Source organism: Bartonella sp. 220B, assembly GCF_026930205.1.
GTDB lineage: Bacteria > Pseudomonadota > Alphaproteobacteria > Rhizobiales > Rhizobiaceae > Bartonella.
Map to the genome: position 1 here is coordinate 55121 of NZ_JANHOI010000006.1, position 15611 is coordinate 70731.

The following is a 15611-nucleotide window of genomic DNA, read 5'->3' on the forward strand; positions in this document are numbered from 1 at the left end:
CCACCATGCCTCAAAACGCCACTGTCTTCAAGCACCGATTCCATAGCACACCAACACATCTTGCTCCCTCATAAATCAAAGGGAAAGTAAATCCCAAAAGGACGTAAAATCCAAAATCATTCGAGCACCAAAGCCAACTCACGCCCATATGTTTGGCGCCCTCACGCATAAAAAACACAAACCCTCCAACAATGGCGCAAAACACCACTCCCTTCAAAAGCAACAAACAGCGCAACCCCACCCCATCTTGGCGCCCCTTTGTCAGCCAAACCAAAAGCAACGCCAGCAATGCAAGAAAACTCACCCCCATCAACAACATCCCCCACGCAATACCTACATCCCTCACCCCCACACCAGCAAAAACAAGGGCAACGCCAGCAATGCAGCAAAACAACAGCGCTTTTAAAAATAATCCCCACGTCACAGCCGTGCTCTTTACGCCCACACAGCCAAAAACAAAAACAGTTCCAAGAAAGCAAGAAAACACGAGCACCCGCAAGAACAACTCTTGCCTATCAACCACGCCTCTCGCTCCCAAATAAGAAACCCCAAGGAAAAAACCAACAATGGCGCAAAACACCACTGCTCTTAAAAATATGCCCCGCGTCTCAGCCATACGCCCTGCTCCTTTATATGCAAAACCAATGCCCGCCATGCCTCAAAACGCCACTGTCTTCAAGCACAGATTCCATAGCACACCAACACACCTTACACCCTCAACAATAAAAGGAAAGCTACCTCCCAAAATGCCCGCAAACACAATATCCCTCGAGAACAAACGCCCGCGCACCTGCTTGCGCTTCGCTCCATTATAGACAGAACCCGCAAAACCTCCATTCAAAGCAAAACCAAGAGCAATTCCCACCATGCAGGGCACCATCGCCTCCTTCAAGAACAACAAAGCACGCAACATCAGCCCCTCCTGCTCTCTGATAAGCCAAACCAACGAAATTTCCAATAATGCAAAAAGCCCCACCCCAATCAAGATCTCCCACCAAGTAACCCCCATATGTTTCGCTCCCTTACGCGCAAAAACCAGGACATCTCCAACAATGCAACAAAATACCACGGCCTTTAACAACACATCCCACGTCACAGCCATACACCCCACTCCTTTATGCGTAAAAACTTATACCTACAATGCAACAAAATGCCCCCATCTTCAAAAAATCCCTCCATATAAATACGCCCCCTTTCAAGAACAAACCTCGTATAATACCAAAATGCTTTGCTCCCACGTGAAAACCACCCAGGATGATGCCAAAAACAATGCCTATCATAACGCACAACACCCATTTATTCGAAAACCAAAGCCAACGGACACCAAAACGCTCCGCTTCCACATAAACAAACTCAAAGACAGGCTTCAAAATGAAGCAAAACCCCAACACTTTCCCCAACACTTCCAATTATCGCTCCCTGCCCATACGCTTGGCTATCATATAAGCACAAACAAAGATCCCGCCCACAATGCAGCAAAACACCAACCACTGTAAAAACCATACCCCACGTCACAGCCATACACCCTGCTTCTTTATGTGTCCTCCTCCTTTATGGGCAAAAACGCATCCCCACCCAATGTCCACAATGCAACAAAACATCATACTCCACAAGGGAATAGATCACACGCTCTCTTTGCCAATCCCCCCTCCAGCTCTACTCACTCCACTCACAAGAGAAACGTCCCTCAACAAAGTTTTCCCCCCAAGCCCCCAGAGCACCAAGCACTCCAAGCCCCCAGAACTCTGATCATCAAGCATCCAGATTAATTGACATTTTATTTTTTAAACAGAGAATCGATAATTTTTGAGGAGATGAAAATGAATCATCAAAAGAAAAAAGAACAGCAAAATAAACAAAAGGCACAAACGTCTCTTCCCACCACACACAATAAAGAACAACCGCACAATAAAGAGCAACCGCACATTGGCCATTTAAAAACACAAGAAATTTTGGTTGAAACGAGTAATCCTTATTTTCAACCAACCCATCCAGAAAGCTCCAGCAACCCACGCACCATAAAAGCCATTGCCAATGCACAAAGCCGTCCCATTGCGCTTTTATATGCAAAAGGACATATCAGCAAAGCCCAATATAGAGCAGCAGAACGTTTTTATGTTTATTGGCGTCAAAGCCAAGCAGACCTTCATATGAGTCCAGACTATACCCGGGAAAAAGTTGAAAGCAGTCAAGGGTACACCCACCCCATTGAACGTCAAATAGAAGCATCCAATCATTTAAAAGCGATCAAGATGATTCTTGGTATTCTTGGCTATTCTCTTGTAGAAAAAGTTGTCGGTTATGATCAAGCAATCAAAGAGTTAAGCGCCTCCAAACGCAAACAACACTCCCTTGCTGATCATTTACGAGATTGTTTAGACTTATTGGCATTTCAATGGGGATATGCAAGCCATAAGAGCTCTGAATCATACTTCTCTCCAAACAACAAGAGAACAGATTAAAGCTCCATCCCCAAAACTACCAATGCCCCCATAAAACAAATAAAATCCAATAAAAGATTGAAAAAACAAAAAGCATAAGGGGCAAAAGCACGACCGCCAAAAACGAATCAAAAGAATGGCAAAAACCAATTTCATGAAGAATCAACATCATTGGCAATCCATGTTATGAAAAGTCAATTTTTATCCCTTCACCCAGTAATCACCCCACCGGAAAGCGCGCTCATAATTCTTCCACTCTTACAAAAATTTGCAATCTTTTCAGGCTGGTTGACATAACGCGTCTGTCAGGTTTTCTCCCATCAAATATTGAACATCATTTCCAGCATTTTACTTACACAGAAGCAAGCTTACAGACTTATTCTTTCTGTAAAAATAGCATTTTGTTAAAATTGTGCTTTTTGTAATAATAATATGTTCTCTATAGCATTCTAAATTAATTGAAATAGAGTACATTTTGAACACAAATTAATATCTAATTCAGACATATTATCTACATAATTTGAGAACAGAATAATAATCATAACTCTTTTTAGAGTGTTTTACTATGTTTATTTCTAGAAGGAAAAAACTTCATAGAGATAGCCCTTGTGAAACTTGTACAAACAAAAGAATAAGAATAAGAATATTCAAATGACTATAGATTTTTCAATTTCTTCTGCTATGAAACGAAATTTACAAATTTCATCATAGAATTGCCTCAAATATTAAGGATATAAGCTCAATATTCATAGTAAAGATAACATCAATATTTATAAGATAAAAAACAAACTGTTTATCTCTCCTTTTCTTACAGAGATATATTCGCTTTCATGGGATGCACCCCAAACCCTCAACAGGATGCATCCCACCCCTCACAGGGTGTGTCCAACCCTCATAGAACACACCCTCATCTCATGGGATGCACCCTAAACCCTCAATAGGATGCATCCCACCCCTCACAGAATGTGTCCAACCCTCATAGAACACACCCTCATCTCATGGGATGCACCCCAAACCCTCAACAGGATGCATCCCACCCCTCACAAGGTGTGTCCAACCCTCATAGAACACACCCTAATCTCATGGGATGCACCCCAAACCCTCAACAGGATGCATCCCACCCCTCACAAGGTGTGTCCAACCCTCATAAAACACACCCTCATCTTATGGAGTGCATCCCAACCCTCACAGGATGCACTCCAACCCCTTACGGGGAAGCCTCAACCCTCATGCTTCGCTCTTATGAGCGCCTTCTTTCCCATGGCATAAGAAAGAAGTTTGCCAGCAGTTCTTTATGTTACTCGTTTTTGTATGACCCTCTGTAAAAACCCTCAAAACCACTTTTATGGAATACATAAAATTTATTATGAAAGAATTAATTGAGGCAATTAAGAGCAAATTTTGTCATTTTCTAGACAAAATTTACTCTTTTTTATGATTGTTGTATTTTTACTATAGTTATTTAAACTGAATCTATATATGATCCGTTTTGATATTTATTTATGTAAAATAAATATAGGAGAAAAACTATGAATATCAGATATTTTTTCATAGCGGGGGCAATTACAAGCGGTTTAGCTCTTGCAATTCAGCAATCTGACCGTATATCAAATCAAGAAAAATCCCCTATTGTTACTCCTTATACTGTTGATGAAGATGATAAAGATAACTTAAACCTTCTTGAGCCAACAAATGGTACATTTGAGAAATCAGATATACTATTAACGAATAGTAACTATGGTCCAAGAGATAGGTATGAGGAAGATTTATACCAGAAAGGAAAAAGTTTACTGGACGCATTAGTTGGATTTTTGTGTTCTGTTATCACCTTTTTCGTCAACAAGCTTTTCGCAACACACTGAAGAGAGAGGAGCTCATAAATTTCTGAAGTGCTTTCCACAATATGTGGAATAAGACAAAATGAAAGCTAACAAGACCCTAATCTTTATTGGGGTCTTGGTTTTATTGGGGGTTTTATTTGCTGTTCTTTTTATCAACGATCATTTTTATCAACGATCCGTTTGTTCTTATTTCCTATAATGTTTTTTATTTTCGCCTGATTTTCTTCTCGCTCTAAAAGGAGAAGATTCCTAAACCCTATCAATCTGTCATAAAATTAATTTCTCACGGGGAATTAATTTCTCACGAGATTTGTTCCTCTCTAGCAAGGAAAATCTGCTAACAACTTGCCTATAACGACTTATATAACGCGCTTCATAGACAGAACCGCCAAGCCTTGCCTTAAAGGTTTTGCTCTCCTTTGCTCTTATACTTCATGGATACACAAGAAGCCAAAATCAGGAAGAGACGAGGTCTCTGTTTGTTAAGACACATGTACCTCTATTTCCGTTCCCAAGGACATATTTTCCACCACAAAAAACAATGATTCAATTTTAAGATGATGCAGCAGTTTTTTCTTTCAAGAACAAAGAAGTGCGCATGTGATATTGATGATTCTTCGACGCATAGCTTCAAGCAATTTTGTGTCTACTCCTATTTGTTGTGATTGTTCATTTTCTCTCAATTGAAGTGTTTCATCGCCTATAAAGGAGCTCTTTTCTTTAAAAATCGAACATTCAAAACACATGAATTGTTGTTTCGATAAAGGCGTGTTTCACATCCTTAAAAGTGAAAACATGTCCTCCTATTGGTTTCCATTATGACGGATTCATCACACAGCATGAAAGTGCTGTTTCCTTCATTTTTATTTTTCCTCAATATCTTTTCTATGCAAAGCTTTCTTTTGAGAGACAATTTTAGATCACTGATTCGAATCAGGGAGAGCTCTTGTTTTTTACGGACAATTGCTTCGCAACCCGTTCAAGTAACGCAGGGATGCATTTCTTAATCTCAGCAGCTTCTTTGTTCATTATCGCAGCACATCGAAGATATCTCGTATCGAAGATACGTTGTATTGAAGATACCTTTTTCACAACCAAGTGGTTTTCCTGCTACCAAACTTGTTTTTTAAGGAGTAGGTTTCTCATCATCATGCCATGCAAGAACACGAAGATGCAACAAAGCCACTGCCTTGGTTTCGCCGCTTACTCAAAACAAATTATCCCACAAACAATACTCCGCACCAATATTCTTGACAAAATAGGACTCTTCCTAAAGCAAGATGCTCTCGTGAAAACGCAACATTTCTTGAAGACCGAAATTTTCCTATTCTAAATCTTCATCAAGCGCTTGCAAAAAATCCTCAGTGATTCTCTCTGCAAAAATTTTCAGTCCACAAATCACTCACCTCAGATGCCCCAACGGCAAAGTTTGAGAATTCTAAGGATGAAGTGTTTAGCAAGCAGCAATACCAGCCATGATAAAATAATCCGCACTCAAATGCGGACAATTTCCACCGATTCTCTTATTTTCAAGAATTTATACTTCATTTTAAAGGATTGGCACTTGGTGCTGAAGGTCAAAAGGTCCTCCTCAAACGACCGCTTCTTCTTCAAATGAAGCGATCACCCCAAGCTCTTTAAAAGCGCAACAATGCTTTTCATGGTCAAAACTTTTCATCATCACCATCTTTATAGAATTCTTGTTGCGCTTCTTTCCATAGCTGTTTCCCACTTGCCTGATTCAAATTTAGTTGATTCAAACTTGGCTGTTTTCCATATGGAGGCACAAGCGGTGTTACAAGCGGTGTATTGTGTTCTTTCCGCACCCTTTTAATTTCTTTTCTTTTAAAGAATTGACACTTCGTTTTAAAGGATTGGCACTTGGTGCTGAAGGTCAAAAGATCCTCCTCAAACGACCACCTCTTCTTCAAATGAAGCGATCACCCCAAGCTCTTTAAAAGCGCAACAATGCTTTTCATGGTCACAATCTTATAGTCTTCTTTTTTTCGTCCTCTCAGCCATTCATTTTTCCCCTCATGGCTTCTCAAGCACTGTATCTTGATCTTGCAACACAGTTTTCAGTTGTTTTTTTTACTGATAATACATTCTTACCTGCTTAAAGATATAATAATAAAGTGTGAACAAAAACCAGAGAAACAAAGCCATAAAAATCGTCATAAATTCAAGCACGATGGCAAAGAATATGACAACATTATTCCCGCTCTCTCTTTTGAAACGGATTGTTTTGCAGAAAGGTGATTTCACCCCGTTTCTGATTTGCTTTTTTTAATTTCCGGAGATTTTTTGCCAACAAATACCACAATATGACGGAGGCTATCAACAGAATCGGTAGTGCAGCACACACATACACCATGATGTCTTTACAGAGCTCAAAAGCAACAGGAACAGCGTGCCTATCCCACACAGTCAATTTCCATTGTTCCAAGGATGGTATAGAGGAAATTCTGCTACACAATTCAAGGATGAGAGAGAGGAAACAAATGACTATAGATTCTCGCGCGGAAAAAAACGCGTACTCGAACAAAAAAACTGCAGTTTTTTTTAAGAAATGCTGAGTTTTTCCACTTCGTTATCCAATTCATTTTCCCGTGCCCTTTTTTACACTTGCGCAATTTTTAATGACGGCCCCCATTTTCATGACGCCCCAAACCTCAAGCACACTTTTTGACCACTTCAATTGTCCATTGATTGACAATCTTATTTCAAAAGCTTGGAGAAAAATAATTGAGAACAATAAGACAGCGCAACAATCTCTCCTTAAAAAAATATCAAGGATTATCCAAGGGAAAGCCCCCCTCTGCGCCTCCACGCAGTTTTAGCCTTTTCTTCTCTGTAACATTGCTTGCCCCATGAACTTCCCAACTTTCCCCACGACATTCCAAGCATTACGCACGTTTTTTCATCGCTTTTCTCAATTGTTCCGTCACCTTGTAAGAGGCTATCCAACGCTTGATAAAAGAATAATATAGCGCAACAACTGCTATGGTTAAGAGAACATCAAATATGACCCCCACAAAAGCCAAGAGAAAGATTAATTTCATCATAGCAAACGCAAACGCAAACACCTCATTCATTTTTTACCCCCTCGCATTCTCTGGATTACTCTTGTTGCAGTGTGAATTCTTCCAATCGCTGGATCTTTTTTTTCAACTGAGAGGTTAAGACTGCGCGAAACACCAAAATAACAGGAACCGTTGCCAAAACACATGCCGAAAGAAAAGCCAACGCTGAAAAGACAATGGCAGCATTGGCAATTCTCATTTGGTCTCCATGATGCCCGATATCTTGAAAGAAAGTCTTATAAAGATAGCCTTTGTAAGCCATAATGATGAGAGAGATGACGCATATAATGACATAATTTTTTCGAGAAAAAGTGAGCCATTTTTTGAACAGAAAGGAATTGGCCTTTGTATCTGCTCCTAAATTTTGTCGTTCTCTCTCTTTTTCCTTTTTTTGCAGATCAAAAAAGCGCTGCGGATGCTCTTCCCTCATACGTTTTTGTTCTTTTACCTTGTAATACAACCTCAAACGTTTGAAAAAAGAACGGTATGAGAAGAATCATGGCTTCTTGCCCCATAACGCTTATCCTCTGTCTGATTTATTCTGCTGTTCCATTATTTCTTCCCCTTGCTGCATTGTTTTTTTCAATTTACGTTCTTGAAGACTATGGATTCCCCAAAAGATAAAAAAAGGTATGAGCAAACAAACCCAGATCAAAACTGGTAGAAAAAAAATAACACGCTCTACACTGTACCAACCTTGCAACGGTTTGATCAGAGAGGTAGCACAAACAGGCGTTTCTAAAGCTACCATAACGGAAAATGCGCAGAACATCATAAGAAAGCCGCGCAACACCCTTTTATAATTTTTCAAAGAAAAAACCACAAACTTTTTACACGAGAAGGAACGCCATCCTTTATCCCACGCTTCACTTTTCCCCTTCATTTTTCCCCTGCTTTTTTACTCTCTATTTTTTCAATTCTAAGCTGTTCTTTATCTTTTATAAAGAAACTGTTTACTTTTCTCAACAACTGATTGCTTCAAGCACGCACTTTTATCTCCATAAATTTCAATTCTCCATCATTTATATTGTCGTGATCCTTTTTTCCATGCACTTCACACATCATATCCTCATCATACACAATAAGCCCCTGTTCCCTTAATTGTTGTTTTCCTCAACAACTTATCTCAAGGAAAGCCCATTTTGTTACACAACTCTAAATCTCTGCTTTTAAAATACTGAGAGCTCTCCCCTTTTATGGACAATTTTTCATCCACCGGTTCAAGCCAATCATAACGGAGTTGTTTTGCCTTAGCGCCTTCTTGAGTCATTACCACAGCACATTCAAGATGAATTTCTTCGCTGCCTAACACAGAAGATATTTGTCTCAAAGCGCCTTTCCCCATCACCAAGTTAATCACTTTCTGCCAAGATTTTTCTGTAAAAGCGTAAAATCTCAAAATCGCCAAGCAATGCATGAACCCCAAGAGATCACAAGGCATAAACAGCCCTCTTGATTTTGCTCTTTTCCAAAAACGAAATATGCTTTTCCCAAGGTAAAAGCGCATATTGGGAATGAAGCAATTCATGAAAACCAAAATCTTCCCTTGTTGTTTCCACAGCCTCACGAAGCGTTTTCTTTAAGCGCCCTGACAGCTCTTTTCTGCAAAGATTTTCAATCCTTTCGCCTCAAAATTGCGTTCTATCGCTAGCAAAGTTTTAGAATGATAGGGTTGTATAATCTGGCAAACAGCAAAAATACCCCCCAATACCCCAAAATACCCATTGTCATTACAACTCCACAATCAAATTGGGGACAATTTTTCATTTTCTCATCATGATAAAGAATTTATACTTCGTTTTAAAGAATTGGCACTTGGTGCTGAAGGTCAAAAGGTCCTCCTCAAACGACCGCCTCTTCTTCAAATGAAGCGATCACCCCAAGCTCTTTAAAAGCGCAACAATGCTTTTCATGGTCAAAACTTTTCATCATCACCATCTTTATAAAATTCTTGTTGCGCTTCTTCCCATAGCTGTTTCCCACTTGCCTGATTCAAATTTAGTTGATTCAAACTTGGCTGTTTTCCATATGGAGGCACAAGCGGTGTCACAAGCGGTGTATTGTGTTCTTTCCGCACCCTTTTGATTTCTTTTCTTATCTGGCAATAGATTTTCGCGCGCTTCAAGACAGAATAATAAAGTGCAAAGACCGCCGCAAACAAGATTCCTATGATAATGATGATTTTAAGATCACTGCTCATCTTTCTCCCCTATTTCTCCCAACTTATTGTTTCTCGTTGCCGCGTTGCTTCTTCCAGTTTCTGAATATTTTTTTTCAACAAATACCCCAAGAGAATACGAAGCACAAACATCACCGGTATCAAAACAAAAAGACATACCGCGACAATATCCCAACCCACTAAGACAATAGAAAGAGTGTTATTTTGCCATCCTGGCGACACCCACTCCAACAGCATTGCAGCCAAGATGCCTATTCTAATCGCTACAATGATGAAAGAGAGACAAAAACAAGCCTTGTACTCTCTTCCTGAAAGCAAAGCTTCTTCAAATAAAAAAGAGCGTGGTTCTTTATAATCTGTTGAATTTTTCTTCATTTTCCCCCGCTTTTTACGCTTTTTAAAATTTCTAAGCTGTTTTTCTATTTCATATAAAGAAGCTGTTTGCTTTTCTCAACAATTGATTGCTTTGAAACACATGTTTTTCTTTCCGTAAAGCGTTCCCCCCTCTTAGATAAAAAGAGCACGATAAGAGTGCTTCAAGTCACAATTGTAAACAGTCTTTCCTCATCCTCTTCATAAAGTGCTGATGCGCCTTCCATGGTCAAAATTTCATGAGCCATCATAATCTTTACAAAGCTCTCTTTACAAAGCTCTTGTTGCGCTTCTTCCCATCCCTATACACTGCTCTGTTTCAAACTTGCCTGTTTTGCCCTTCACGGATTTCCCCTTAACAGGTTGGTTTCCTTTCACGGATTTGCCTTGTTGGGTTTTCCCATAGGAAACAAACGCTCTGTCGTGTTTGAACACTCTTTTGCGTTCTTCTTTATTGGCAAGCGACTCTTCCCTCACCAAGAGACTTTCCTACACTCAAAAAGAAGAAGATGCATCTCTCAGGCAAAAGACATTTTTGATACAGATGATATATCCGCAAGATTCAAAGCGTTTTATGGAGCAGACAAAGCCTCGACTCTCCTCCTAACACAAAAGCCAACAGCAACAATGATAGGACGAATAGAAAGGGGGAACACGATAAAAAGCTTCACTTCCTTGTGAATGAGAGCGTATGCGCCGCATTCGTTGCTCTTAACTACTGCGTTTCTTCTTGCAATTGTTGAATCATTGTTTTCGACTTACGCGTCACTCTGATACGAAGCAGCAAAATGGTTGGTAAGAAAAAAATGGCGAAGGCAAACACCCATGCCAACAGCTGTAAGATGAAAAAAGAGAAGAAATCACCCCACCATGCAAATTTTAAGATATAGGAAATCACCGTCAAACCAGTTATCATAACTGTCAAGATATAAAATATTCTCTTATAATCTTGCCAAGACAGGGAAAGCTGTTTTTTATCTAACACTGCATCCTGCTTCATTGTGCTTTTCTTTTTTTACTCTCTGCTCAAGCGCGCTATCGCGTTCTTTAAGCACGTGTTTCAGTTCCTTTTTCACTTTACAATAGAGCCACGCACGCTTGATAAACAGGTAATAAAGCAGCAAAATCGGCAGAGTTATTAAAACACTTATTATTATACACACCAGGGAAAAGAGAACCATTAATGTTACAAAACTACTCGTCATTTCCCCCTCCTATCGCATCCTGCATACGCAGTGCTTTATCGCGTTGTTCAATGGCTTCTTCCAGTTGATGAATTGTTTTTCTCAGTTTATCCATTAATTTTATAGAGAGTATCCCAATGATAGGGGAAAAGAGCAAAGCGCATATCCATAGGTTTCCCGGCAGCATCGCTATAAAACTATTCCCATTATTCATCCACAATTCTAAATTTTTTACAGAAAGCACATCCTGTAAATTTCTTATAGAGAGTGCACGAAGTAGTGGTACAATGAGGATAGAAATGAAAACGAGTATTTTGCATTCTTTTGGCCAAAGAAACAGAGATTCTTTAAAAGAAAGAAGGCGTATTTTTGTATCAAGCGCTAAATTTTGCCTCTTCATTTCTTTCTTATCACCACGCAAATGTTGTATTGCATTTTTTTGTTGTGTCGTGCTCTCTCTCAATTCTCGTGTTGCTTTACAGTACAATCTCACATACTTGATGAAAAAGTAAGGGAGCCTAATCATGACCATAAAAAATAAAACGCCTATTGTGATGAGTCCTAAAAGACCTAAAAATTTCATAAAAACAGCCACTTTTCCTTCCTCTCGCGTTCTATAAACTTATCAGTTTAGCCACTTAATTTAGCTGCAACTTAAGCAAAGGTTTCCAATTTTCTTATCATTTTTTTCACTCCATACTGGAGTATCGGGTAGAGTACTAAAATCACCGGTAAGGAAAAGAGAATACAGGCCCAGAGCAAAAAATACAGCTTAAAGACAACTTCACCAACGCGCAACAAAGCAGGGGCATTCATTTGCAAGAAAAACACAGATTTTGGAAAAAGTACCATAAAACTCGTAAATCCCAAAAAGAGGACAAAGAAGAGAAAAGCTATACAAAAGATTATTCTATACTCTCTTCTTGAGAGAGCGAGGGATTCTTTAAAGGAAAAAGCACTGAACTTTGTGTCAAGAACTGCATTTTGCACCCTTTTCTCTCTCTCATAACTAGCCAGTTTCTGTGTTGCCCTCTTTTTGAGTTTCCAAAACTTGTTGAACAACAATCCTGCACGTTTCACAAAAGAGTAATAAATTGCAATGATTGCCATAAGAGCGGAAACGATAATCATACTAAATGCGAGCCAAATGTACAAACTCGTCAATATTCCGATCAATGCTAAATAAACAATCATTTTTTCTCCCTCTCGCATTCTGTTGAATCATTGGTAGCTTGCCACCCTAGTGATTTTTCCAATTGCTGTAGCACTCTTTTTAGCTCCCGCTTTAATATGGCACGGAGGAAAAAAATGAATGGAAAGAATGCAATAAGGCATCCCAAGATTATTTGCGGAAAGAGACATACAAAGGCCCACACGCCATTCCACCCAGCGGCACGCCACAACTCTATTACATGCTGTATTACATACAGCTGTTGTTGAAAATTCTTTTGGAAAGACGGTGCATCAAGATTTTTCGAAAACATTTCTTGAGGCACTTCCTGAATGATGTCTTTAAACTGCTCCTTTGATATCACATGAAAGAATTCCAAGGGTTTCATGTAAATTGTAGTGGCTACCGCTATCAATGCTATCACAGCGAGACAACAGATGATGACATAATCTTTTGTGGAAAGAACCATCTTGTTTTTGAAGAAAAAAAGCTGAGATTCTTTACCCAACACTCCTTGAGATACAAAAGCCGTATCCCTTTGTTTTTGAAAAGATTTGTGCTGTGACTTATCGATGTCCACGCTAATATCCCCCCACTTCTTAAATATTCAGTTTAAATATTCAGTACCTCTCATGAAGCACTGGCTTAAAGCTCTCGCACATTTTCCCCCGCCCACACCTAAACACGTATAAAAGCACGCCTGACCATAGAGAGAAAAAAGCCCAACCACCATAAAACGGCCTGTTCGTTATAATCAAAGCAGCACCGACAATACAATATCAGCTCTACAATATCAGCTCTTTGTGCCTTTATAAACAAACACCCAAAGCACATGGAGGTCTTGATAGCTCTCTGCGTAAAGAGTATCTATAATAGCCCCCATGAAAATTTTCAATCCCCCTTTACAAGATTTCATCAAAAAGATCCGAGCTATGTCTAAAAATGTTTGTCTCAAAAACGGCAAAACCCATATTACGCAGCATACAGACTCCCTCTATTAAAAAAATATTCACGGGAAAAAAACAACAGCTCTTTTCAAGATTGCCTCTCTTCTTTCAGAAAAATCCGTTGACAAGAAGCGTCTTTTACAGAACGGGAAAATAACGAGATAAAATTTAATGGATATTCTATAAAGGATATTTATAAAAAGAAAAAGTCAAGAACAAAAAACAGCAAACTCCGATAGTTTTGTCACTTACTTTGTATCATTACCCCTCCTTAGTCATTACCCCTCCTTAGTCATTACCATTGTATTACTGAAAATAAGGTGGACATTTCATTTGAAAAATGAAACCAAACTGTGATATAATTATAGGAGATAAGGTTTGTTTTCTGTAGGGATATTTTTCTCAACAGCAACAAAATTTCCTCTAAAGGGGATAAAAGATAAAAGGGATACAAGAAATGCTTCATAAAGGAATGTATCAGATATCCTTATGCTATTCTTAATAGCAAAATAACAACCTCTGGAGCAGAAATTGAAAACGCCCATCCCTCCTCAAACAGAAAGCAAATAAGACACTCCATCAGCCCCCCTGAGAAAATGACCAAATATCTCCCGAGGGATATCCTTGGGCATATCCCCCAATATCCCCCAATATCCCCCAATATCCCCCAATATCCCCCAATATCCCCTAATATCCCATGATATGTCGCCCGAATATACCCCGAGAATACACCCCCGAGAATACACCCCCGAGAATACACCATTGTATTTTTTCGTTCTCCTTTGGCAGAAAGCGCTCTTAAATTTCTCACCTTACGGCATTTTCAAGATATGTTCAAAAATTTCTATGGGAAGCAAATCATCGGTTAATTAAAAGCAAGCAAATGGTGGTGAACCGCTACAAGAGTTCTTTTGCCCTCCAAGAAGCATTGCAGGCAATATAAGAGAAAAAAAGCAACCTTGTCCTGCTTTTATCGGCAACAATTTTTTGCACCGCCAATTTCTGCATAGCCAATGGGATCATGAAATTTCCCTGCCCTTCTCAAACAAGCAATCTCTTTTAAATTTAAATGGTAAGTTCATGAAAATAGGTAAAAAACGCGGTAGACCTAGAATAACAGGAAAGCCCAGAGAACCCAATGGCCGTATTTCGCGGGCACAAAAACCACGTACAGCGCCGCCTCTGCTTACGATTAAAATGCGTGCGAAACACTTTGGTTTGACCATAGAGGAAGCGAAAAATCCGCTTTCAAGTTCCTATATTGGGCGCCTTTGTTTACTTGGATATAAACAAGATCCATCCGGCATCAGTAAAGAGCAATATGATACTGCACAAAGGTATCTCCAAATCAGAAACGACTATTTATGTGCAAAAGGTTTGCCAAGCGGCTATTATGACGAATTTATGCACGCATCCAATGAAAAAGCACATAAACAGTGGATACAAAGAGCAAGTCATCACTATGAGGACATGCAAAAAGCCATTCAAGAAGCACAAAACCTGCATCGCCAACACAATTTTCGTGCCGCATTACAATATCTTGTTGTGGAAGATCAACCGCTCCCCTCACTTGTCAATTCATTGCGCATCATTCTGAATACACTTCATAAACATTTTAACGGTTAAACAAACAATGCGCTTTTACAAGCTGGCATCCTCATTCTCCCAGCATCCTTATTCTTTTTGCCCAATCCTATTTACCAGCCCTGAAATGTTGCGAAAACCCTTACATTGAGATAGTTCATAAAGAGGCTTTATTTCTTTCTTTATAGTTTTTTACCCACACACCGACCTCGCTTGCTCGTCACAAACAAATGATTTTTATTGATTCAGCATACACAAATTTGAAATGAGAAAATCTTACAATATTCGGGTGATATTCGAGGTTCTCATTCAAAAAGAACAATGATAAAGCAATAAGATACCGCTACAACGGCATTAATTTCATGACCTATGCATCAACATTGTCACATGATGCCTTCCTTATATAGAAAGACAATGTTGTTTTTAAAAAATTGAAAGTTATTCTCTCCACATCCTAGAAAACGCTCTCCAATGAAACAGCAAATTTTGTTGCACCAACTATTGGCAAAATAAAAACATAAGAGCGCATTTTTCCTGTTGACAGCGTATGAAAAATCGTATTTAATGACGAATGCGGGGAAGGTGTTTTTGTGTCTATATTTCATCCTTATTTTTCTATTAGATTTTAAAACCTATAAAACGTGTAAGGCCTATAAAAGTGTAAAACATTGTTTTGAGGACAGTGGAATATATTCATTTATAGAATACACGCACTCTGATTTGATTTCACTTTGCATCCATAAATCTTAATCACCTAAAGAGACCTTCATCTAAGATGAAAAGCGGAACCTTCAAGATATTCAAGGGTG

General features: G+C 39.2%; 18 protein-coding genes. 3 read left to right on the plus strand and 15 right to left on the minus strand.

Features of this window, described 5'->3' with window-relative positions; all coding sequences use genetic code 11:
* Positions 1–10 precede the first annotated feature (10 nt).
* The 3 genes from NPX99_RS05395 to NPX99_RS05405 form a co-directional block, all read right to left on the minus strand.
* Positions 11–616 carry a hypothetical protein gene (locus NPX99_RS05395; RefSeq protein WP_269030865.1) on the minus strand — a complete coding sequence of 202 codons (606 nt, stop codon included), beginning with the start codon at positions 614–616 and terminating at the stop codon, positions 11–13.
* Between the two features lie 42 nt (positions 617–658).
* Entirely contained in the window at positions 659–1102 is a 444-nt protein-coding gene (locus tag NPX99_RS05400; protein WP_269030866.1) for a hypothetical protein, read from the minus strand.
* Between the two features lie 251 nt (positions 1103–1353).
* Entirely contained in the window at positions 1354–1521 is a 168-nt protein-coding gene (locus tag NPX99_RS05405) for a hypothetical protein (protein WP_269030867.1), read from the minus strand.
* A 299-nt stretch (positions 1522–1820) separates the two neighbouring features.
* On the opposite strand from NPX99_RS05405, the gene NPX99_RS05410 reads away from it, so the two are divergent.
* The gene (locus NPX99_RS05410; RefSeq protein ID WP_269030868.1) at positions 1821–2462 is read left to right on the plus strand and encodes a hypothetical protein; all 642 of its coding nucleotides are present in this window, start codon (positions 1821–1823) and stop codon (positions 2460–2462) included.
* Positions 2463–3970: 1508 nt separating this feature from the next.
* Positions 3971–4303, plus strand: a complete 333-nt coding sequence (locus tag NPX99_RS05415) for a hypothetical protein (RefSeq protein WP_269030869.1) — start codon at positions 3971–3973, stop codon at positions 4301–4303.
* 1643 nt (positions 4304–5946) lie between these two features.
* Here NPX99_RS05415 and NPX99_RS05420 read toward each other — a convergent pair.
* The 12 genes from NPX99_RS05420 to NPX99_RS05475 all read right to left on the minus strand — a co-directional run bounded on the left by NPX99_RS05420 (position 5947) and on the right by NPX99_RS05475 (position 12782).
* Positions 5947–6108: a hypothetical protein gene (locus NPX99_RS05420; protein ID WP_269030870.1), complete on the minus strand. Its 162-nt coding sequence runs from the start codon at positions 6106–6108 to the stop codon at positions 5947–5949.
* A gap of 1080 nt (positions 6109–7188) precedes the next feature.
* Entirely contained in the window at positions 7189–7377 is a 189-nt protein-coding gene (locus tag NPX99_RS05425; RefSeq protein ID WP_269030871.1) for a hypothetical protein, read from the minus strand.
* A 25-nt stretch (positions 7378–7402) separates the two neighbouring features.
* Positions 7403–7795, minus strand: a complete 393-nt coding sequence (locus NPX99_RS05430) for a hypothetical protein (RefSeq protein ID WP_269030872.1) — start codon at positions 7793–7795, stop codon at positions 7403–7405.
* Between the two features lie 90 nt (positions 7796–7885).
* Entirely contained in the window at positions 7886–8248 is a 363-nt protein-coding gene (locus tag NPX99_RS05435) for a hypothetical protein (protein ID WP_269030873.1), read from the minus strand.
* A 243-nt stretch (positions 8249–8491) separates the two neighbouring features.
* Positions 8492–8695, minus strand: a complete 204-nt coding sequence (locus NPX99_RS05440; RefSeq protein WP_269030874.1) for a hypothetical protein — start codon at positions 8693–8695, stop codon at positions 8492–8494.
* A gap of 585 nt (positions 8696–9280) precedes the next feature.
* Complete coding sequence (locus NPX99_RS05445; RefSeq protein WP_269030875.1) at positions 9281–9565, minus strand: hypothetical protein; 285 nt, start codon at positions 9563–9565, stop codon at positions 9281–9283.
* A 9-nt stretch (positions 9566–9574) separates the two neighbouring features.
* Positions 9575–9919 (minus strand): hypothetical protein, encoded by a 345-nt coding sequence (locus tag NPX99_RS05450; protein WP_269030876.1) that lies wholly within the window; start codon positions 9917–9919, stop codon positions 9575–9577.
* Between the two features lie 267 nt (positions 9920–10186).
* Positions 10187–10393 (minus strand): hypothetical protein, encoded by a 207-nt coding sequence (locus NPX99_RS05455; protein WP_269030877.1) that lies wholly within the window; start codon positions 10391–10393, stop codon positions 10187–10189.
* Positions 10394–10631: 238 nt separating this feature from the next.
* Positions 10632–10916, minus strand: coding sequence for a hypothetical protein (locus tag NPX99_RS05460; RefSeq protein ID WP_269030878.1), 285 nt, complete (start codon positions 10914–10916; stop codon positions 10632–10634).
* Entirely contained in the window at positions 10891–11121 is a 231-nt protein-coding gene (locus NPX99_RS05465) for a hypothetical protein (protein ID WP_269030879.1), read from the minus strand. Before NPX99_RS05465 ends, NPX99_RS05460 begins: the two co-directional genes overlap by 26 nt.
* Positions 11111–11695, minus strand: a complete 585-nt coding sequence (locus NPX99_RS05470; protein WP_269030880.1) for a hypothetical protein — start codon at positions 11693–11695, stop codon at positions 11111–11113. Before NPX99_RS05470 ends, NPX99_RS05465 begins: the two co-directional genes overlap by 11 nt.
* 595 nt (positions 11696–12290) lie before the next feature.
* Positions 12291–12782: a hypothetical protein gene (locus tag NPX99_RS05475; RefSeq protein WP_269030881.1), complete on the minus strand. Its 492-nt coding sequence runs from the start codon at positions 12780–12782 to the stop codon at positions 12291–12293.
* Between the two features lie 1516 nt (positions 12783–14298).
* On the opposite strand from NPX99_RS05475, the gene NPX99_RS05480 reads away from it, so the two are divergent.
* The gene (locus NPX99_RS05480; protein ID WP_269030882.1) at positions 14299–14844 is read left to right on the plus strand and encodes a hypothetical protein; all 546 of its coding nucleotides are present in this window, start codon (positions 14299–14301) and stop codon (positions 14842–14844) included.
* Positions 14845–15611: the final 767 nt, after the last annotated feature.